The 19,558-nt window shown below is 70.9% G+C and carries 15 protein-coding genes and 2 pseudogenes; 7 read left to right on the forward strand and 10 right to left on the reverse strand.

Features of this window, described 5'->3' with window-relative positions; translation table 11 throughout:
* Positions 1–140: 140 nt before the first annotated feature.
* Positions 141–896, reverse strand: coding sequence for a 4'-phosphopantetheinyl transferase family protein (locus HWY45_RS27635; protein WP_059878902.1), 756 nt, complete (start codon positions 894–896; stop codon positions 141–143).
* Between the two features lie 226 nt (positions 897–1,122).
* Positions 1,123–2,127 carry an alpha/beta hydrolase family protein gene (locus HWY45_RS27640; protein ID WP_230946949.1) on the reverse strand — a complete coding sequence of 335 codons (1,005 nt, stop codon included), beginning with the start codon at positions 2,125–2,127 and terminating at the stop codon, positions 1,123–1,125.
* 102 nt (positions 2,128–2,229) lie between these two features.
* Here HWY45_RS27640 and HWY45_RS27645 point away from each other — a divergent pair, with 102 nt between their 5' ends.
* The gene (locus HWY45_RS27645; RefSeq protein WP_059809763.1) at positions 2,230–3,171 is read left to right on the forward strand and encodes a LysR substrate-binding domain-containing protein; all 942 of its coding nucleotides are present in this window, start codon (positions 2,230–2,232) and stop codon (positions 3,169–3,171) included.
* 1 nt (position 3,172) lies between these two features.
* Here the strand turns inward: HWY45_RS27645 and HWY45_RS27650 are convergent, their stop codons facing one another.
* From HWY45_RS27650 to HWY45_RS37480, 4 genes and pseudogenes are all read right to left on the reverse strand, one after another.
* Entirely contained in the window at positions 3,173–4,651 is a 1,479-nt protein-coding gene (locus HWY45_RS27650; protein WP_059879047.1) for a cryptochrome/photolyase family protein, read from the reverse strand.
* An 86-nt stretch (positions 4,652–4,737) separates the two neighbouring features.
* Entirely contained in the window at positions 4,738–4,923 is a 186-nt protein-coding gene (locus tag HWY45_RS27655) for a hypothetical protein (RefSeq protein WP_059878896.1), read from the reverse strand.
* Positions 4,924–4,962: 39 nt separating this feature from the next.
* Positions 4,963–5,943 (reverse strand): hypothetical protein, encoded by a 981-nt coding sequence (locus HWY45_RS27660; RefSeq protein WP_059879045.1) that lies wholly within the window; start codon positions 5,941–5,943, stop codon positions 4,963–4,965.
* A gap of 294 nt (positions 5,944–6,237) precedes the next feature.
* Positions 6,238–6,478: pseudogene (locus HWY45_RS37480) on the reverse strand (SDR family NAD(P)-dependent oxidoreductase); the annotation flags it as partial.
* Between HWY45_RS37480 and HWY45_RS37485 the strand changes: the two are divergent.
* The 3 genes from HWY45_RS37485 to HWY45_RS27675 all read left to right on the forward strand — a co-directional run bounded on the left by HWY45_RS37485 (position 6,369) and on the right by HWY45_RS27675 (position 9,150).
* Positions 6,369–6,653, forward strand: a complete 285-nt coding sequence (locus tag HWY45_RS37485) for a hypothetical protein (RefSeq protein WP_230946951.1) — start codon at positions 6,369–6,371, stop codon at positions 6,651–6,653. The pseudogene HWY45_RS37480 and the gene HWY45_RS37485 sit on opposite strands and share 110 nt — an antisense overlap.
* Positions 6,654–6,743: 90 nt before the next feature.
* Positions 6,744–8,111 (forward strand): MFS transporter, encoded by a 1,368-nt coding sequence (locus tag HWY45_RS27670; protein WP_059878892.1) that lies wholly within the window; start codon positions 6,744–6,746, stop codon positions 8,109–8,111.
* Entirely contained in the window at positions 8,098–9,150 is a 1,053-nt protein-coding gene (locus HWY45_RS27675) for a lactonase family protein (RefSeq protein WP_059878889.1), read from the forward strand. The genes HWY45_RS27670 and HWY45_RS27675 overlap by 14 nt, the downstream gene beginning before the upstream one ends.
* Positions 9,151–9,197: 47 nt before the next feature.
* Here the strand turns inward: HWY45_RS27675 and HWY45_RS27680 are convergent, their stop codons facing one another.
* Positions 9,198–10,235, reverse strand: a complete 1,038-nt coding sequence (locus HWY45_RS27680) for an AraC family transcriptional regulator (RefSeq protein WP_059878886.1) — start codon at positions 10,233–10,235, stop codon at positions 9,198–9,200.
* Between the two features lie 189 nt (positions 10,236–10,424).
* On the opposite strand from HWY45_RS27680, the gene HWY45_RS27685 reads away from it, so the two are divergent.
* The 3 genes from HWY45_RS27685 (at position 10,425) to HWY45_RS27695 (ending at position 14,485) form a co-directional block, all read left to right on the forward strand.
* Positions 10,425–11,525, forward strand: coding sequence for a fatty acid desaturase (locus HWY45_RS27685; protein ID WP_059878882.1), 1,101 nt, complete (start codon positions 10,425–10,427; stop codon positions 11,523–11,525).
* 494 nt (positions 11,526–12,019) lie between these two features.
* Positions 12,020–13,144 carry a glycoside hydrolase family 191 protein gene (locus tag HWY45_RS27690; protein WP_230946948.1) on the forward strand — a complete coding sequence of 375 codons (1,125 nt, stop codon included), beginning with the start codon at positions 12,020–12,022 and terminating at the stop codon, positions 13,142–13,144.
* A gap of 252 nt (positions 13,145–13,396) precedes the next feature.
* The gene (locus HWY45_RS27695; protein ID WP_230942472.1) at positions 13,397–14,485 is read left to right on the forward strand and encodes a glycoside hydrolase family 191 protein; all 1,089 of its coding nucleotides are present in this window, start codon (positions 13,397–13,399) and stop codon (positions 14,483–14,485) included.
* Between the two features lie 126 nt (positions 14,486–14,611).
* Here the strand turns inward: HWY45_RS27695 and HWY45_RS27700 are convergent, their stop codons facing one another.
* The 3 genes and pseudogenes from HWY45_RS27700 to HWY45_RS36985 form a co-directional block, all read right to left on the reverse strand.
* A complete protein-coding gene (locus HWY45_RS27700) occupies positions 14,612–15,238 on the reverse strand; it encodes a DUF4136 domain-containing protein (RefSeq protein WP_059567630.1) in 627 nt (208 codons plus the stop codon).
* A 22-nt stretch (positions 15,239–15,260) separates the two neighbouring features.
* Positions 15,261–19,160 carry a tetratricopeptide repeat protein gene (locus HWY45_RS27705; RefSeq protein WP_059878876.1) on the reverse strand — a complete coding sequence of 1,300 codons (3,900 nt, stop codon included), beginning with the start codon at positions 19,158–19,160 and terminating at the stop codon, positions 15,261–15,263.
* 145 nt (positions 19,161–19,305) lie between these two features.
* Positions 19,306–19,558 (reverse strand): annotated as a pseudogene (locus HWY45_RS36985) (hypothetical protein); the annotation flags it as partial.

Raw genomic sequence — 19,558 nt, forward strand, 5'->3', positions numbered from 1 at the left:
GGCACGCTCGCGAAGATCCGGAAGTGATGGGTTTTTGGCAGGACTGGTGTGCCTGCTTGATCGCTGCGGTCAAGGCGCGCTAAGCGGTGCCGAACGATGCGCCGCTCGAATGAGCGGGCCGGCGCCCGCATGAACGGAGACTACGCGCGCGTCCACGCGACGCACGCCGCGTAGCCGGGCGCCGCGTCGAGCCACGCGGCGTCGAACGCGGCCACGCCGGCCGCGGGCGCGGCAGGCGCGACGATCTCCACCGCGGGCGTCGCCGCGTCGCGCGGCGGCACCACCGCGAACGCCTTCAGCCCGCCGGCGATGCCGGTGCCGAGCGCCTTCAGCAGCGCCTCCTTCGCGGCCCAGACGCGCATAAACGCGTCCGCGCGCGCCGCGTCCGGCTGATCGTCCAGATAGGCAGCCTCGCCGGGCGCGCAGACCTCGCGCGACAGCCCGCGCCAGTCGATCGCACGGTCGGCGCGCTCGATGTCGATGCCGACCCGGCAGGCGGCCGACCATGCGATCAGCGCATGGTCGCCGGCATGCGACACGTTGAAGTCGAGCGATGCGCGGTGCACGGGATCGAGCGCGGGACGGCCGGCCTCGCCGACCGCGATCACGACGTCCCGCGGCGCGATGCCGAGCCGCGCGCCGAGCACGTCGCGCAGCGCGATGCGCGTGCCGGCGCTGCGCACCGCGTCTTCCCGGCGCAGGAAGCGCGCCGCGCGCGCCTGTTCGGCGTCGCTCAGCCCCGCATAGGCGGGCGACGCGAGCGGCACATGCCAGTCGAAATCGACGCGCACGACCTGCACGCCCGCGCGGCGCGCGGCCGGCGGCACGTCGATCGGATGCGCGCGATAGGCGCGAGGTGCGTCGGTGGACGAGCCGGTAACGGGAGAGCTGGACATCGATGCGTGGCCTGCGGGGCGAAACGTCCGATGTTAATCGATCGTCGCGCGTTCGGGCGGGCCGCCCGGCCGTTCAGCAGTTCAGCAGTTCAGCAGTTCAGCAGTTCAGCAGTTCAGCAGTTCAGCAGTTCAGCAGTTCAGCAGTTCAGCAGTTCAGCAGTTCAGCAGTTCAGTCGTTCAGTCGTTCAGTCGTTCAGTCGTTCAGTCGTTCAGTCGTTCAGCCCGTTCAACAGTTCGCCGCGACGCCGGCCGGCGCATGCCGCGCACGCGCGGCCGCGTGGCGCGCATGGACCGTGCCCGGCGCATCGGCCGGCAGTGCGCCGTGCCGCAGCCAGTGCAGCGCGAGCGGCCACAGCGTATCGGCGAACCGGCTGTGGAAGAACGCGAAGTGCCCGATCGCGTCGACGCCGACGTCGCGCGGCGCGATCCGCAGGTGCGTGACGTCGCTGCCCGTGTAGTAGCCGAGCAGCCGCTCGATCGCGGCGACGGTGCCGAACGCGTCGTCGTCGAGCCCGATCGCGAGCATCGGCGCGGTGAGCGCCGCGAAGCGCGCGGGCAGCGCGGCGCGGCACGCGACGCTTTGCGCATGCCGGCCGCGCGTGTAGACGTCCTCGAAGCGCGGCCGCGAGCGCGCCCACGACAGCGCGACGCCGCGCGGCGTATCCTCCATCCAGCCGAGGCGCCTGGCCGGCACGTAGCCGCACAGCGCCGCGAGCGCCGGCATCGCGACGTGCCACTTCCACCACATGCGCCGCCGCTCGGCCGGCAGGTAGTCGCGCCAGTACGCATACTGCGCACCGACCGTCAGCACGCGCCGCACCTGCGCGTTCGACGGCGCGAGCCCGAGCACGAAACCGCCGATGCTGTGCGCGACGACGTCGAGCGGCTGGCCGGGGAACGCGTCGAGCGCGTGGCGCAGCGCGGCCTCGTAGTCGAGCCGCCCCCAGTCGAGCCAGTTCGCGCGCAGGCTCGCGAGTCGCGCCGGGCGCGAGCCGCCGATGCCGCGATAGTCGTAGACCAGCACGTCGCGCCCGTGCGCGAACAGCCATGCGGCAAAGCGGAAGTAATAGTCGCAGCGCACCGACGTCGCGCAGTTCACCACCGTGACCGGCCGGCCGGGCGCGCCGCCGCGGTGCCGCCACACCTGGCCGTGCAGCACGTAGCCGTCCGCCGCGCGCAGCGTCACCGGTTCCGGCGGCAGCGCATCGGGCGCCGCGTTCGCATTCGTCATCGTGTCTCCTCGCATCGGCCGCGCTCGGGCCGGCCACCCTCGAACTTGACGCATCGCACAAACTCGACCACGCTGGCGGCTTCGTTCGCATGAGCTCAACGCATGTCAACGCCTCTCGCCCGTCTCCCGTCGCTGGACCTCGTGCGCGGCTTCGTCGCCGTCGGCCGCCGCATGAGCATCACGCTCGCCGCGCAGGATCTGTACGTCACCCAATCGGCGGTCAGCCGCCAGGTGCACGCGCTCGAGGCGCATCTCGGCGTCGCGCTGCTGCAGCGCGGCTACCGCAGGATCGCGTTCACGCCGGAAGGGGAACGCCTGTTCCACGTTGCCGACGCCGCGCTGCGCAGCCTGCAGGACACCATCGGCACGCTCACCGCCGTGCGCGAGCGGCAGCCGGTCACGATCACTGCGAGCATCGGCGTGACCGCGCTGTGGCTGCTGCCGCGGCTCGGCCAGCTGCAGGCGCGGCATCCGGAGATCGACCTGCGCGTCGCCGCGAACGACAAGGTACTCGATTTGCGCGCGGAAGGCATCGACCTCGGAATCCGCTACAGCCCCCGCGACCGCGCGCCGGCCGGCGCGCTGCACCTGTTCGACGAGACGGTGGTGCCGGTCGCGCACCCGGCGCTTGCCGCGCGGCCGATCGCGGACGCCGACGCGCTCGCGGGCCATGTGCTGCTCGAATTCGACGGGCCGCCGCAGACGCAGCTGCAATGGCGCGAGCACCTGCACGCGGCCGGCCTCGGCGACGCGCGCCCGAAAGGCGTGCTGCGCTTCAACCAGTACGACCAGGTGATCCAGGCCGCGCTCGCGGGCCAGGGCATCGCGCTCGGCCGTCTCGCGCTCGTCGCGCCGATGCTCGCGGACGGCCGGCTGATGGTGCTCGGGCCGCACGGGCGCGCGCCGCAGAACGGCTACGGCTACTGGCTGTTCCAGCGCGACCCGGCGCCGCGGCGCGAAGTCGCCGAGGTGCGCGACTGGATCCGCGCGGAAGCCGACGCATGTGCGGCCGAAATGCGCGCGCTCGCTGCCGTGCGCGGCTAGATCACCTGCCCTTCGGCAACGTCCCCAGCGCATCGAGCGCGCGACGCCGCGCCGCGTCGTGATCGACGAGCGGCGCCGGATAGTCGGTGCCGAGCCGCACCCCGGCCGCCGCGAGCTGCACCGGCGACGCGGCCCACGGCGCATGGATCGCCGCGTCGTCGAGCCCCGCGAGTTCCGGCACCCAGCGCCGCACGTACGCACCGCGCGGATCGAACTTGCGGCCCTGCAGCACCGGATTGAAGATGCGGAAATACGGCGCGGCGTCCGCGCCGCAGCCGGCCACCCACTGCCAGTTCGCGGCGTTGTTCGCCGGATCGGCATCGACGAGCGTGTCCCAGAACCACGCCTCGCCCGCGCGCCAGTCGATCAGCAGGTGCTTGACGAGGAACGACGCGACGACCATCCGCACGCGGTTGTGCATCCAGCCGGTCGCCCACAGCTCGCGCATCCCGGCATCGACGAGCGGATAGCCGGTCAGGCCGCGCTGCCACGCGCGCAGCGCATCGGGATCGCTGCGCCACGGCATCGCGTCGAACTGCGCGCGGTGGTTCGCGCTCGCGAGCGCCGGAAAGTGATACAGCAACTGATGATTGAATTCGCGCCAGCCGAGTTCGCCGAGGAACTTGTCGGCGCCGGCCGCACATGCGGCGCCGCCCGCCTGCGCGTGCAGCCGGGCCGCATGCCAGACCTGTCGCGGCGACACATTGCCGAAGCGCAGGTACGGCGACAGGCGGCTCGTCGCGGGCAGGTCGGGACGATCGCGCGCGTCCGCATACGCGGCCAGCGACGACGACACGAAGGCGTCGAGCTGCCGGTGCGCGCCCGCTTCGTCCGGCGCGGGCCATGCGGCGCGCAGGCCGCCGGCCCAGTCCGGTGCGTGCGGCAGCAGCGCCAGCGCATCGAGCGCGAGCGCGCGCTCGCGCACCGCGGCCGGCCACGGCTGGAACGCGATCCGCTCCGGCTCGGGCAACGGCACGGCCACCTCGCGATCGCGGCGCGCCGCGCGCCAGTAGGCCGTGTACACCTGGAACGGCGTGCCTGATGCAGTCAGCACGTCCCACGGTTCGTTCAGCAGGCTGCCGTTGCTGCTGTCGACCGTGAGCCCGCGCGCCTTCAGCGCCGCCTTGAGCGCAGCATCGGCATCGCGCTGCGGCTGCGCGTAACGACGGTTCCAGTAGACGGCCGCCGCGCCCGTGTCGTGCACGACGCGCTCGATTTCGCGTTGCGCATCGCCGCTCAGCAGCAGCAGGCGGCCGCCGTGCCGCGCGAGCGCGGCGTCGAGCGCGCGCAGCGACCCGTGCAGCCACCAGTTCGCCGCGCCGCCGGGCGGCCTGCCCGCATCGGCGCCCGTGTCGTGCACGTACACGCATACGAGCGGGCGGCCCGACTGCACCGCGCGCGTCAGCGCGGGATGATCGGTGAGACGCAGATCGTCGCGAAACCAGACGATCGCGGGCGCAACGGACGGCACGGCGGACACGCACACCTCGACTCGGAAACCGGAACGTGACGCGTATTGTCGCGGGTGCGGCGCGCGGTGTCGATGGAGGTCCCCGGTGAAACGCCTTAGTCCGTTCCGACGATTTGTCGGCGCGCGCGAACGCCTGCGCTCGACGTCGGGTGGTGCGCGTCCATGTCGGCGCATACGGTCCCCGCCGCTTCCATCACGCCCATGACCAAAGCCGCCAACCTCGTCACCTCGATCACCGTCGACATCGACGCGCCCGCGTCGGTCGTCCGGTGCGTGGGCACCGCGCGGCTCCAACCAGTGCGCGCGCGACGTGAAGCGCGTCAATCGAGCCGGAACGCCGCCTCGAAGCGTGCGGCGAACGCGTCGAATTCCGCTTCCGGCAGGTGATTGATGCCGCCCGCGCGTTTGCGCCCGCCGCCCGTCGCAAAGCCGCGGCAGAAATCGTCCGCGCCGAGCGGCCGGCCGTCGGGCACGCGCACGCTGACGACGAGCCCGCCGCCCGTGCGCGGCGACAGCACCGCGAGCGCGGCGCCGGGCGCGTTGCGCATCCGCTCGTTGGCGAGCATGCCGGTCGCGCGCCGCGCCCATGCGTGGTCGGGCATCCGGACCAGCGTCGCGCCCGGCACTTCGCGCAGCGGCGCGAGCGAGCGCGCGCGCGCCATGTCGTCGCGATAGCCGTCGCGCAGCGCCGCGAACACCGGCGTGCCGCGCACGAAATCGCGCGGGTCGACGCACGGCAGCATCGCGTCGGCGAGCGCGGCCGGATCGAAATGCAGATCGTCGACGCAATCGCCGTACGCGTTGTAGTTCAGGTAGAGCCCGAGTTCCGCGAGCATCCCGCGCTCGGCCGCGTCGATTCCATGTTCGCGCGCGAGCGCATCGCCGAGCGCCGGCAGCTCGTCGCCGAACGCCGCGGCGATCGCCCAGCGCACGTGCAGCCCGCCGAGATAGCGGTTCACGAGCGCGCTCGTGCACACGTCCGCCGCCGTGTCGATATGCGCGTCGAAACGCGCATCGTCGGGCAGCGCGCCCGCGAAGTGGTGGTCGAAATAGCGGACCGCCGCACCGTCGCGCAGCAGCCGCGCGCACGCGTCGCGGTTCTGGTCGTGCGATACGTCGAGCACGGTGACGCGGTCGCCCGCGCGCGCGTCGATCCGCTCGAGCAGCCGGATGTCGCGCTTCACGCCCGTCACGAGCGTGCCGCGCGCGCCCTCCGCGAGCCGCAATTGCTGAAGCGCGCACAGGCCGTCCGCGTCGCCGTTGAACGCGAACACGTGCTGCCCGCTGTCGTTGTCCCGCATGTTCCGTTGCTCCATCTTCAAGGCGTGAAATCGCCGCCGTTCGCGTCGAGCGTCGCGCCCGCCACCGCGTTCACGTAATCGGACGCGAGAAACAGCGCGGCGTGCACAGTCGTCGTCGGTCGGCAGCCGCGCGAGCGCGAGGTTCGACGCGATCGGCGCGATGATCTGCGCCTCCGGCACGCCGTGTTCGGTCGCGGCCTGCCGGAAATACCCCTGCATCGGCACGCCCCACCTCAACCCCATGTGGATGCTGTTCGCGCGGATGCCGTGCACGCCGAGCTCGCGCGCCAGGTATTTTGCCGCAACCGCGAGCGCCCCCTTCGATACAGCGTAGCCGGCTTCCCCTGCAAACGGCTTGCGGGTCGCCTGCGTGTTGATCATCACGATCGCGCCGCTGCCGCTTCATGTGCGGCACGATTTCCTGCGTGAGCGTCATCGTGCCGAACACGTTGGTGTCGAACACCGCGCGCCCGCCGTCGAGGTCCGCCGTATCGACCGGCTCCGGGAACGCGCCGTGCGCGAACGCGCTGTTCACGAGCGCGTCGATCCGGCCGAAGCGCGCGATCGACGCGTCGGCGGGCTGCCGGCTGATGCGTCGTCTTCAAGATGTCATACGTCATCAGACATTAAATCCGTTCATCGCTGCCCTTCTGCCAGTGCAAGCATCGGAAAAACCGCCTATTTTCGGGTATACCCGCGAGCCAGCCTAACGCATCCCAGCGTAATATGTCATACGACGACATACTACTTAGAACGCATCGGCGCCCGAACCGCCTGCCGCATCCCGACCGGAGACACCCTTGACCACGCCCTCGCCTGCCCCGGCCGGCCGCGACCCGCTCGCGTCCGCCGTCTCGAAAGTGAAATGGCACGTGCTGCCGCTCGTGCTGATCATGTTCATCGCCAACTACATCGACCGCGTGAACGTCGGCTTCGTCGACCGCCACCTCGAAGCGTCGATCGGCATCGGCGCCGCCGCCTACGGGCTCGGCGCGGGGCTGTTCTTCGTCGGCTACGCGCTGTTCGAGGTGCCGTCCAACCTGCTGATGCAGCGCTACGGCGCGCGCGTGTGGCTCGCGCGCATCATGGCGACCTGGGGCCTCGTCGCGGCCGCGATGGCGTTCGTGTGGAACGACACGTCGTTCTACGTGCTGCGCTTCCTGCTCGGCGCGGCCGAGGCCGGCTTCTTCCCCGGCGTCGTGCTGTACCTGTCGCAATGGCTGCCGCCGCAGGCGCGCGGCAAGGCGATGGCGATCTTCCTCGGCGGCTCCGCGTTCGCGTCGGTGCTGTCGGGCCCGGTGACGGGCGCGCTGCTGTCGATCCACGGCTTCGGGCTGCAGGGCTGGCAATGGATGTTCCTGATCGAAGGCCTGTTCTCGGTCGCGCTGTGCGGCGCGAGCTGGCTGCTGCTGAAATCGCACATCCGCGACGCGACGTGGCTCACCGCCGACGAGCGCGCGGCGCTCGAACGCGCGCTCGACGACGAGCGGGCGAAGCGCGACGTGCATTCGCACGCGCACGCGCCGCGCTTCGCGCTGCTCAAGGATCCGCAGATCGCGCTGTTCTGCTTCCTGTATTTCTCGATCCAGCTGACGATCTACGCGGCGACCTTCTGGCTGCCCACGATCATCCGCAGGATGGGCGGCCTCACCGATTTCCAGGTCGGGCTCTACAACACGATTCCGTGGATGATCGCGATCGGCGCGATGTACGGCTTCGCGGTGCTGTCGTCGAAATGGAAGCATCCGCAGCGCTGGCTCGCATGCGCGCTCGTGCTCGCCGCATGCGGGCTGTTCGCGTCGACGTCGCGCGATCCGGTCTGGTCGTTCGCGTCGATCTGCTTCGCCGCGCTCGGCTTCAAGGCTGCGTCGTCGCTGTTCTGGCCGATTCCGCAGGGCTACCTCGACACGCGCGTCGCCGCGGCCGTGATCGCGCTGATCAACTCGGTCGGCAACCTCGGCGGCTTCGTCGCGCCGACGGCCTTCGGCTATCTGAAGCAACATACGGGTTCGATCACGGGCGGCCTGTACGCGCTCGCGATCGCATCCCTCGTCGCCGCGGCCGCCGCGCTGTTCGCCCACACGCACCGGCGCAGCGATCCGCCGCGCGGCACGCCGGCCGACGAGCCCTTCACGCCTTCCCCGCTGCTGCGCCATGCCGAACACTGATCGCCGCCTGACCGTCATCGTCTCGAACGCCGCCGACGGCACCCTCGCCACGTACTCGCTCGACGCCGACGGCAACCTCGCGCCGCTCGGCCTGCATCCGGCCGGCGACGCCGTGATGCCGCTCGCGCGCCCGGCCGACGGCACGCGGCTGTATGCGGCGACGCGCGGCGCGCGGCCGGCGATCGTCGCGTTCGACGTCGCGCCGCGCACCGGCGCGCTCGCCCGCGTCGCGTCGGCCGCGATCGACGCGAGCCTCGCGTACCTGACGCTCGACGGCAGCGGGCGCTGGCTGCTCGGCGCGTCGTACGGCGGCCATTCGATGAGCGTGTACGACGCCGCGCGCGTGCGCGCCGGCGACGGCGTGCCGCTGCAGGTGATCGGCGGAATCCCGAACGCGCATGCGGTGATCGTGTCGCCGGACGACCGCTACGCGTACGTGAGCTCGCTCGGCTCCGACCGGATTTTCTGCTTCGAACTCGTGCACGACATGCGCGGGATCCGCGCGGTCGAGCATGGCGAGGCGCGCGTCGAACGCGGCTTCGGGCCGCGCCACCTGCGGTTGACGCGCGACGGCCGCACGCTCGTCGCGGTCGGCGAATTCGAGGCGCGGCTCGCGGTGTTCGCGCGCGACCCCGACAGCGGCCGGCTCGGCGACGCGCACATCACGCCGCGCCCGGCCGCGCTCGCGTCGCTCGCGGCGGGCCATGCGCGGCCGCCCGCGCCGGCGCAGCCGGCCGTGTGGGCGGCCGACCTGCAGCTCACGCCGGACGAGCGCTTCGCATACGTGTCGGAGCGCACCACGAGCCAGCTCGTCTGCTACCGCCGTCACGCGGACGGCACGTTCGCCGCCGTGCATGCGACAGCGACCGAGGCGCAGCCGCGCGGCTTCGCGATCGATCCGTCGGGACGGTTTCTCGTCGCGTGCGGCGAGCAGTCGGAAACCGTGTCGGTGTATGCGATCGCGCCGGACGACGGCGCGCTGACGCCGCGCGCGCGCGAGAGCGGCGGGCGCGGCGCGAACTGGATCGAAATCGTGTAAGGGAACGCGGCCAGCGAGGCGGCGTGCGTTCGCGCCGCCCTCCCCGCTCAGCGCCGCTCGCTCGGCGCCACGCCGGTCCAGCGCTTGAACGCGCGCGTGAAATTCGCGCGATCCGTGTAGCCGACCCGCGCCGCGATCTCGTCGACCGGCAGGCGCGTGCCTTCGAGCAATCGCAACGCGTCGCGCAGGCGGATCTCGTCGAGCAGCGCCGAGTAGGTCGCGCCGTATTCCGCCAGCTTGCGCTTCAGCGTGCGCGCCGACACATGCAGCTCGCGCGCGACGTCGTCGACCGACGGATAGCCGTGCGCGCCGCAGATCAGCAGGTTGCGCACCCGCTCGACGACGCTTTCCGTGTAGCCGAGCCGCGCGAGCTCGGCCTCGCACTGCTGGACGATCATCTGCGCGGTCTGCGCGTTGGCGGTGCCGATCGGCTCGTCGAGCAGCGCGGCGTCGCAGCGGATCCGGTTCGCGCTCGCGCCGAAGTGGCAGCGCGGCAGCCGCGCGCGATACGCGTCGAACCACGGCGGCTCGGGCCATTCGAAATGCAACTCGGCGCGCGACTTCAGCGTGCGCCCGGGCGCCGGCTCGAGCAGCGAGTTGAACAGGATCGCCGTCTCCACCAGGAAATTCTCCACCGCGAACCGGCGCAGCCGGCCGAGCGGAAACGCTTCGCGCACGTCGATCTGCGCGGTGCCGTCGAACTGCGTGAGGCGCACCGAGAAGAACGGCACGCGGGTGGGCAGGTAGCGGATGCCGAGCTGGATCGCCTCGCCGAGCGTCGCGCAGCTCATCAGCCCGAAACCAATCAGCCCCGATTTCGTCAGGCTGCTGCGCAGGCCGATCTCGATTGCGATCGATGGGTCATCGGTCGCGTCGAGCAGGTTGAATACGATCGCCGCCTGCTGCAGCGGCGTGATCCGCGCGTGCGGCTGCGCGAGCCGCTCGCGCGCGACGCCCGAGCCGGCGAGGATGCGGCCCGCGTCGATCCCGCGCTCCTCGGCCAGCATCAACATGAACAACGCATACGCGGACGACACCGTCGCCTTGTTCAGCTGGCGCGCGGCATCCGGGGCAGGCAGGGCCATGCGGCGACTCCGGAACGGGTTTCGCGGATTGTAGCGGCCGCTGGCCCGGGATGACACATGGGCGGGCCTCTACACGATGGCCCGAAATGACACCGCCATTGGCACCGGCGGCCCTCGCACGCGGCACGGCGCGCACCTATGCTTGACGCATCGGCATAGCGCCCCACTCTTTCGCAGGAAAACCGGTCGATGAGCCAGCCAGCCCGTGTCACCTTCCGCAACGACGCGGAGAAAGTCGCCTACGTGCGCCGCGAGGTCAACGCGGCGAGCGACGCGATCCGCGCGCGCTTTCCGCTGCTCGACCGCCAGAACCTCGTCGGCGCGAGCGTGATGGCCGCCAGCGTGGCCGCGATGCTCGCGATCGCGTGGCTGTACGCGCGCGGCACGCTCGCGTGGTACGTCGCGCTGCCGCTCGCCGCGTTCGCCACGTCGTTGATCCACGAGCTCGAGCACGACCTGATCCACCTGATGTATTTCAAGAAGACGCCGTGGGCTTACCACCTGATGATGGCGCTGTGCTGGCTCACGCGGCCCGGCACGATCAACCCGTGGACGCGGCGGCGCATGCATCTGCATCATCACAAGGTGTCGGGCGGCGAATCGGATCTCGAGGAATTCGGCATCACCAACGGCGAGCGCTGGGGCGTGAAGCGCCTGCTGATGCTCGCCGACGGGATGCTCGCGGTCGTGCTGCGCCCGGCCGCGATGCGCCGCAAGGTGAAGCAGTACGTCGCCGCGCAGCCCGTGCAGGACGCGGCCGAGCGCGCGCAGCTGCGTGTCGAGCAGGTGTCGTCGTACATGCCGGTCGGGCACCTGTACTACGCGCTGTGGCATGCGTTCCTCGTCTACCACGCGGGCCTGTTCGCGCTGCATGCGTTCGGCTACGCGGTCGCCGTGCCGACTGCCGTCGAACGCGCGATGCAGGCCGTCGATTTCCTTGCGGTGGTGTGGCTCGGGCCGAACTTCGTGCGCAGCTTCTGCATCAATTTCGTCAGCTCGAACATGCACTACTTCGGCGACATCGACTCGCGCAACGTGATTCAGCAGACGCAGGTGCTCAACGCGTGGTGGATGCTGCCGTTCCAGTTGTTCTGCTTCAACTTCGGCAGCACGCACGCGATTCACCATTTCGTGGTGCGCGACCCTTTCTACATCCGCCAGCTCACCGCGAAAACCGCGCATGCGGCGCTGCGCGAAGCCGGCGTGCGCTTCAACGACATCGGCACGTTCGCGCGCGCGAATCGCTGGGGGCCGTATCGCGCGCGACCCGGCACGCAAGCCGACTTGTAACAGAAACCGTAACGAGCGGTAATCCTTTCCTGTTCACGCAATACCTGAAGCATGCCGCGCGATGCACCGGCACCGCGCGGCATCGCGCATTTCCCCGCCCATTCGTCTGCGCTTACGTGCAGTTACGCGATACACATCTCGTTACCTGTGCAAAAACCCCGCTCGGTTAAAGTCGGGCTCCAATTGATTTAAATCATCAGATTTAAGTGTTGATTGGTCTTATTAATAACAACATTGCTCTCTCCGACAGCCCGGCGCGCGGCGAATGTGTGCGACGGCGGAGAGTTGGCGGCGTCCAAAGCCGCCACGCGTTCGGCTCTGCCGGTGCTCCGGCAGGCCCGTCGAACGTCGCTTGTTGAATCCCTTGATTGCAGCTCCGGACACCCCAGGGCGCGGCCTCGACGCGCGCATCGGTTCGTTGCGGCGTTGTGTCGGGGGGGTGCCGCCGGTTGCCGCGCAACCGCCAATCGAATCTCTGAACAGGAACCAATCCGATGCGAAGAATCGCCCCGCTAGCCCTTTCCCTGATCCTCCCCGCGATGCTTGCCGCCTGTGGCGGCGACGACGGCGGCAGCCAATCCGCAAGCGCCTTGAAGTGGAACAGCGGCGGCTGGAGCCGTAACGGCTCGGGCACGACCTCCGGCTCCACGTCCGGCACGACCTCGGGTACCACCTCGGGCACGACGTCGGGTACGACCTCCGGCACGACCACCGGCACGACCTCGGGTACGACCACCGGCACCACCACCGGCACGACCGCGACGAACGGCCCCGGCTTCCCGGTGGCTGGCCCGTGGATGACGTACTACGGCGAAGCGTCGGGCCTCGACCTGAACCGCGCCGCGACGACCTACCGCATCATGGACATCGACCTCGATCCGGGCACCGGCAACTTCACGGCCGCCCAGGTCAAGACGCTGAAGAACAACGGCCAGAACAAGGTGCTGAGCTACCTGAACCTCGGTTCGTGCGAACACTGGCGCGACTACTGGAACACCGCCCCGAGCGGCTTCGTGTCGTGCGGCGCGAACAAGGCCGCGCAGGCCGGTTCGTACCAGGGCTACTCGGACGAGACGTGGATGAACCTCGGCAACGCCGACTACCAGAACCTGATCGTCAACTACGTCGCGCCGCGCCTCGTCGCGCAGGGCGCCGACGGCTTCTACCTCGACAACCTCGAGATGGTCGAGCACGGCACGTCGACGTCGAACGGCCCGTGCGATGCCGCATGCAGCCAGGGCGGCCTCGACCTCGTGCGCAAGCTGCGCGAGAAGTACCCGAACCTGCTGATCGTGATGCAGAACGCGACCAGCAACGTGACGCGCAACGGCACGACCGGCGGCGTCAAGTACGCGAGCCTGCTCGACGGTATCGCGCATGAAGAGGTGTACAAGCCGAGCTACGACCAGGGCGCGGAGCAGGAACTGCTGAACTGGAAGGGCATGAACCTCGCGCCGGGCGGCAAGCCGTTCTGGATCGCGACGGTCGACTACGTCGGCTCGTGCACGAACACCGCCGACGCATCGAGCGCGTACAACTCGGCCCGCTCGCACGGCTTCTCGCCGTACGTGTCGGACGCGAGCGCCGGCCAGGGCACGGTCTGCTACTGGGGCCTCTGATCCCCCGCCGCGCGTCGCGCGCCCCGTGCGCGTGACGCGCCGGAGGCCGGGCGCATCGCCCGCCTCCCGTGCCAGGCCTTCACGCGGCGCCCGCCCGGGCGCCGCTCGTCCGCCGGGCACCCCCTGCCGCCCGGCCCCGACGCCTGACCCTGCGCGCCGTGATGCGACACGTGTCGTGTCGCGGCCGCGCCATCGCCGTCGGTGCCATCCCGGTTGCCACGCAACCCGAAGAACCTGACCAGGAATACCCCGATGCGCAACATTGCCCCGTTGGCCCTTTCCCTGCTCGTCCCCGTGATGCTCGCCGCCTGTGGCGGCGACGGCGGCGGCGGCCAGTCCGCGACGACGCTGAACAGCAAGACCGGTACGACGACCTCGACCACCGGCACGGCCGCCACGCCCGCGGGCACGACGTCCACCCCGACGTCGACCACGCCGGCCACATCGCCGGCCAACCCCACCACGAACACGAACACGACCGCGACGAGCGGCCCCGGCTTCCCGGTGGCCGCCCCGTGGATGACGTACTACGGCCCCGCGTCGAGCCTCGACCTGAACCGCGCCGCGACCACCTATCGCGTGATGGATATCGACCTCGATCCGGGCACCGGCAACTTCACGGCCGCGAACGTCGCGACGCTGAAGAACAACGGCCAGAACAAGGTGCTGAGCTACCTGAACCTCGGTTCGTGCGAACACTGGCGCAGCTACTGGAGCAGCGTGCCGAGCGGCTTCGTGTCCTGCAGCGCGAACACCGCCGCGCAGGCCGGTGCGTACCAGGGCTACTCGGACGAGACGTGGATGAACGTCGGCAACGCCGACTACCAGAACCTGATCCTGAACTACGTCGTGCCGCGCCTCGTCGCGCAGGGCGCCGACGGCTTCTATCTCGACAACCTCGAGATCGTCGAGCACGGCACGTCGACCACCAACGGCCCGTGCGACGCCGCATGCAGCCAGGGCGGCCTCGACCTCGTGCGCAAGATCCGCGAGAAGTACCCGAACCTGCTGATCGTAATGCAGAACGCAACGAGCGACGTGACGCGCCTCGGCACGACCGGCGGCGTGAAATACGCGAGCCTGCTCGACGGCGTCGCGCACGAAGAGGTGTACAAGCCGAGCTACGACCAGGGCGTCGAGCAGGAACTGCTGAACTGGAAGGGCATGAACCTTGCGCCGGGCGGCCGCCCGTTCTGGATCGCGACGGTCGACTACGTCGGCTCGTGCACGAACACCGCCGACGCATCGAGCGCGTACAGCTCGGCCCGCTCGCACGGCTTCTCGCCGTACGTGTCGGACGCGAGCGCCGGCCAGGGCACGGTCTGCTACTGGGGGCTCTGATCCCCCCGTCATGCGTCGCGCGCGAGCGGCGCGACGCACGTGACGGCCGGCGGCCGGGCATCCTGCCCGCCGCCGCCGTGAGGCCACGCAACGCGACGCGGCGCCCCTCCGGGCGCCGCGCGCACGTTACGAACGCGCGCGCTTGTCGCCGCTCCCGACGACCGGCGCCAGCAGCTGGCGCACCAGCCCCTGCGCGACGCTCGTCGCCGCATCGCGGCTCCAGCCCGTGCGGCTCGCGGTGCCGCTCCACACCACCGCGCCGGTGCGCAGGTCGATGATCTGCAGCGCGATGCCGATCGCCGGCTCGCCGTCGACCCCGACCTTGTAGCGCCACTCGTTCACCGCGCCCGTCAGCCCGTAGCGCAGATGGTTGTCGGCCGCCCACTTCTTCGCCTTGCCCATGTCCGTTCCGGTCCAGTCGACGAACATCCCGTCGTCGCCCGGCGTCCGGTACTCGCGCACGTCCGTGTAGCCCTGCGCGCGCAGGAAGCCCGCGACGATCGACGCGGCGCGCTGCCCGGCGTTCGCGGTCTCGGTGTTGTTCTCGATCGGCAGCACGGCCCAGCCGGTGTTCGCCATCCGCAGGTCGCTGTAGCCGCCGCTCGCCTCGAACGGCGAAACGGGCCCGCTGTCGACCTGCGCGCAGCCGGCGAGCAGCGCGCTCGCCGCGGCCAGCGCCACGCACCAGCGGCGGGCGGTCCATCCGTGCCGCGCCGGCTTGCCAGCCACCTGCGGCGATGCGCTCTGTTTCATTTCGCTCTCCTTGATTACCGGGTCAATACATCCAGCGATAGCGAATCCCGACTTCGGTCACGGGCGTCGAATGGTTCGACGACGCGCTGGCATGGGTGATGTAGAGGCCGAGCTGGTCGCCGCCGAACACGCTGCCGACGACGCCCGCCGTCACGCGCTCGCCCCACTTCGCGTGCGAGTCGTACAACGGGCCGACCTCCAGGAACGGCCGCCAGCGACGCGAATAGCCGTCGAGCAGCCCGTTGCCGAAACCGCCGAGCAGCGCGATCTGCGTGAACGTGCGCGGCACGAACAGCGGCGCGGTCAGCGGCGTGCCGTTCGGCGTCATCTGCTGCAGCAGCGAGCCCGGCGTGCCGTTCGCGGTGTACTCGCCGTGCGTGACGGCAACCCGCACCGTGAAATCCGGATACGTGATGCGCAGCTTGTAGCCGCCGTCCGCGGTGATCAGCGTGCCGTGCCCGAGGTACGAGCGGTCCTGCCCGTAGAAGCGCGCATATTCGACGCGCGCCCGCGTGAAGATGTGCAGGTCCGGCTGGAACGACACCGCGGCGGCCACGTTGTCCTTCATGCCGCCCACCTGCAGCTGCGCGGATTCCGTCGCTTCCTGGTTGCGCCCGACCGACCACGTGAAGCTCAGCGGCCGCCCCTCGAACAGCGCGCCTTCGGCGCGCACCGTCGTGAACGCGCGCAATGCGTCGCGGCGGCCGAGCACCAGCGCCTCGCGGCTGAAGGCGCCGTAATGGCGCAGCACCGCCTCGAAGTTGCGATCCTTGCCGGGCACGCCGGGCAGCGAATCGTTGCCGTGCTGCGCGCGGTCGACGTAGCGGAACGCGAACGCGATGGTCGGCGTGATGCGCACGCCCGCGCCGATGCTGGTCTCGTAGAACAGCAGCGGCCCCGTGTGCACGTAGCGGAAGCCCGGCGCGACCGCCTGCGCGGTCGGCATCACCGCGTCGACGTAGGTCGCGTGCATCGCGTCGCTGTCGGGCAGCAGGTTCTGCGCCTGCGCGACGTCCTGCTGCGCGGCTTCGATGCGGCCCGCGCGCTGCTCGGCGGCGATCTTCGTCGCGCTCGGCATCGGGTCGGCCGGATCGTCGAGCATCTGCGTCAGCTTCGCCGGGTTGTCGTCCGCGAGCGCGAGCGCCGCATTCGCATACGACGGCTGCGACAGGCGCTCGGTGTAGTGCCATGCGAGCCAGTCGCGCTCGAAGTCGTACGCGTCGTGCGACTGGCTCCACGCGAGCATCGCCTCGCGCGCGACCGCCGACGTGTGCTCGTTGCGGCGCGTCAGCCCTTGCGCGGCGGCCGGCGGCAGCATCGACAGGTCGCCGAGATCGGTCGCCGCCTTCGACGCCGGCGCGGCGTTCGCCTGCGCGTCCCGGCGCAGCAGCTCGATCAGCAGCCGCTTCGACGCGTCGCCGCCCGCGAAGCGGTCGGTGAGCGCGATGAAGCGCACGCGCGCCATGTCGTATTCGTCGGGCGTCATCTGCTGCGGCCGGCGCTGGTCGATGCGTTCGCGGTGCAGCTTCTTCCATGCGGTGCGGCGGATCTGCCACGCCTCTTCAGTCTGGCCGTCGAGTTCGAGCGCGTCGGCCACCGTCAGCCTCCACAGCACGTCGTCCCGATGCGAAGGCAGGTTCAGGCGCAGGAAGTGCAACGCGGCGCGCGCGTCGCCGAGCCGCAGGTAGGCGGCCGCATACGCGGCCGTGAGCGGCGTGTCGCCGGTCGCGCGCGAGCGGTACGTGCGCAGCGCGGTGCGCAGCGCCGCATCGGTGCCCGAATCGTTCAGCAGCCAGATCAGCGCGACCTGCGCCTTCGCGTTGTCGGGCTCGATGCGCAGCACCGCACGCACGTCGTCGACCGCCCGCGCGGGCTCGCCGACGAGCCGCCAGTATTGCGAGCGCGCCATCAGGTATTCGGGGTCGCGCTCGGCAGCGGCCGCCTGCGCGGGCGTCAGCGCATTCAGCAGCGTCGCGATGCGCTCGTACGCGCGGGCGCGCGAGTAGTAGTACACCGCGCGCCGCAGGTCGCGCAGCTCGCCCGTGCGGCGGTACGCGTATTCGGCGACGCGGCCCGCGTCGAGCGGCTGCGCGTCGAGCGCATCGATCATCTGCTCGAGGTCGCTCGGCGTCTCGTGGCCGCTCTTCAGCAGGTGCCGCGAGCCTTCGACGACGACGTCGGGCCTGCCGGCAAGCTTGCCGAGCGTCGCATACAGCCGCCAGTATGCGTCGGCGTTCTGCGCCGCCTGCGCCGCCGGCTTCGCCTTCTCCAGCGCGGCCAGCCCTTCCGCGTAGCGGTGCTGGCCGTAGAGCGCGACCGCGATCTTCGTCGCATACGCCTGGTTCGGGCCGTAGTCGTGCTCGAGCGTCTGCCACGTGCGCAGCGCCAGCGCGTCGTCGCCGGTGCGCTCCGCGAGCGCCGCGGTGCGCTCCAGCACCGGCTGGCGCAGCGCGCCGTGCGCCTGCATCGCGAGGAAGCGGAGCGCCGCGCCCGGCGCAGCGCGCCCTTCCTGGATCGCGACATACGCGTCGATCCATTCGAGCTGCTTGCGGCGATCGACCTGCCCGCCGCCCCGCGCGAGTTCGTGCTGCATCGCGTCGAGCAGCGCGCGATCGTCGCGCAGCGCGGGCGCGAGCCGCAGCACCTGCTGCCACGACGCTTCGTCGTTGCGCGTCTTCGCGAGCCACAGGTACGCGTCGAGCGCGACGCGCGGCCGGTTGTTCCAGGTCGCGACCTGCGCGAGCCGCTCGTGCCACGCGACCGACTCCGGATCGCGCGCGAGCGCACGGCGCGCGACGTCCTCCGCCTCGCGCAGCTTGCTGTTCTGCAGGTAGACCTTGAACGCGAGTTCCTCGTCGGACGGCGCGGCCGCCGCGCCGGGCGCATTGCCGGCCGCCGGCAGCGCGGCATCGTCGGCTGCGTCGTCCGGCTCCTTCGGCGCTTTCGCCGCCGGTGCCGCCTGCGCAACCCGCACGACATGCGGCCGGTCGCTCCAGCGCCATACCGCGAGCATGATGCGCGGCGCATCGGCCGCGTCGCGCGGCGCCGCCGCCGGCTTCGCGTCCGCATGCTTCGACCCGCTGCGCAGGTTCATCAACTGGTTCGTGTAATCGGACGCGAGATCGGGGCGGCCCGCCGACATCGACAGCGAGATCAGGAAGCGCAGCGTGCGCGCGTCGGTCGCGAGGTCGCCCACGTGCTCGCGCGCGGCGAGCATCGCCTCGCCGAGCAGGTTGCCGCCCTGCAGCGCACGCAGCCCCGCGAAGAAGAACGTGCGCCGCTCCGTCTTCGACGCCGCGTGCGCGAGCGCCGCGAACGACGCGCTCGCCGCCTCGCGGTAATGCCCGCTCGCGAGCTGCGTGGCCGATTCCTTGCCGAGCCAGTACGTCGCGCGCACCGGCTCGCGCGCCGCGAGGCGATGGTAGTAGCGCGCGGCGAGCCCGCCGTCGTTCAGCGCGATCGCCTTGACCGCGAGCACCTGCATCTGCGCCGGCGACAGCGGCGCGTCGAGCGCGTTGTTCAGCAGCGTATCGAGCCGCGCGATGCGCGCGATGCGCTCCGGCGCGCCTTCCGGCAACGCATACAGCCGCTGTTCGGCCAGGCCGATGTCGGACAGCAGCGCGCGCAGCCTGACATCGGCGTCGGGCGACGTGCGCAGTTGCGCGATGAGCCGTTCCGCGTCGTCATAGCGGCCTTCGCCGACGTATTCGCGCGCGAGATGCTCGACGGCGCCTGCGTTGTTCGGGTCGGCGCGCAGCCATGCGCGCAGATAGGCGACGGTGAGGGAATCGGTCTCATGGCTGTCGAGCAGCGCGCGTTCGAGCGTGCCGCGCGGAAACACGGCGGCGAGCGACAGCGCGACGGCCGCGCCGAAGCCGGCGATGCCGAGAGGCGAAACGAGTCGTTTGCGGTCAGATTGCACGGTCGGCTTCCACGTGGACGAATTGCACAGGACCGGCCGCGTGCGCGCCCGACCACCCTTGCGCGTCGCGCGGCACCTGCGCGCCCTGCGCCGAGCGCGAACCGTCGCGGCGTTCCGCGCGCGCCGGCTCGCGCACGCGCTCGGCGAGCGCGCCGACGCCGACGACGTCGAGCGCCGGGCCCGTCACGTACGGAATCACGCCGGCCGCGCGGATTCGCGCGGCGGTATCGCGCGCGCACACGTCGTCGGCCGGCGGGCAGTAGTCGATCGACACGATCGGCCGGCGTCACTTCGGTGTAGCGCTGCTGCGCCTGGTTCCAGCCGCGATAGAGCGACTCGAACGCGACCGCATACACGCTCGCATGCACGCGCGGCAACAGCTCGAAGCCGCGGTTGAG

This window comes from Burkholderia stagnalis, from assembly GCF_902830275.1.
Lineage (GTDB): Bacteria > Pseudomonadota > Gammaproteobacteria > Burkholderiales > Burkholderiaceae > Burkholderia > Burkholderia stagnalis.

Excerpts from the sequence above, each read along its gene's own strand:
- HWY45_RS27635 (WP_059878902.1), bottom strand. The coding sequence starts at position 896 with ATGTCCAGCTCTCCCGTTACCGGCTCGTCCACCGACGCACCTCGCGCC.
- HWY45_RS27640 (WP_230946949.1), bottom strand. The coding sequence starts at position 2,127 with ATGACGAATGCGAACGCGGCGCCCGATGCGCTGCCGCCGGAACCGGTG.
- HWY45_RS27645 (WP_059809763.1), top strand. The coding sequence starts at position 2,230 with ATGTCAACGCCTCTCGCCCGTCTCCCGTCGCTGGACCTCGTGCGCGGC.
- HWY45_RS27660 (WP_059879045.1), bottom strand. The coding sequence starts at position 5,943 with ATGCGGGACAACGACAGCGGGCAGCACGTGTTCGCGTTCAACGGCGAC.
- HWY45_RS27675 (WP_059878889.1), top strand. The coding sequence starts at position 8,098 with ATGCCGAACACTGATCGCCGCCTGACCGTCATCGTCTCGAACGCCGCC.
- HWY45_RS27680 (WP_059878886.1), bottom strand. The coding sequence starts at position 10,235 with ATGGCCCTGCCTGCCCCGGATGCCGCGCGCCAGCTGAACAAGGCGACG.
- HWY45_RS27685 (WP_059878882.1), top strand. The coding sequence starts at position 10,425 with ATGAGCCAGCCAGCCCGTGTCACCTTCCGCAACGACGCGGAGAAAGTC.
- HWY45_RS27690 (WP_230946948.1), top strand. The coding sequence starts at position 12,020 with ATGCGAAGAATCGCCCCGCTAGCCCTTTCCCTGATCCTCCCCGCGATG.
- HWY45_RS27695 (WP_230942472.1), top strand. The coding sequence starts at position 13,397 with ATGCGCAACATTGCCCCGTTGGCCCTTTCCCTGCTCGTCCCCGTGATG.
- HWY45_RS27700 (WP_059567630.1), bottom strand. The coding sequence starts at position 15,238 with ATGAAACAGAGCGCATCGCCGCAGGTGGCTGGCAAGCCGGCGCGGCAC.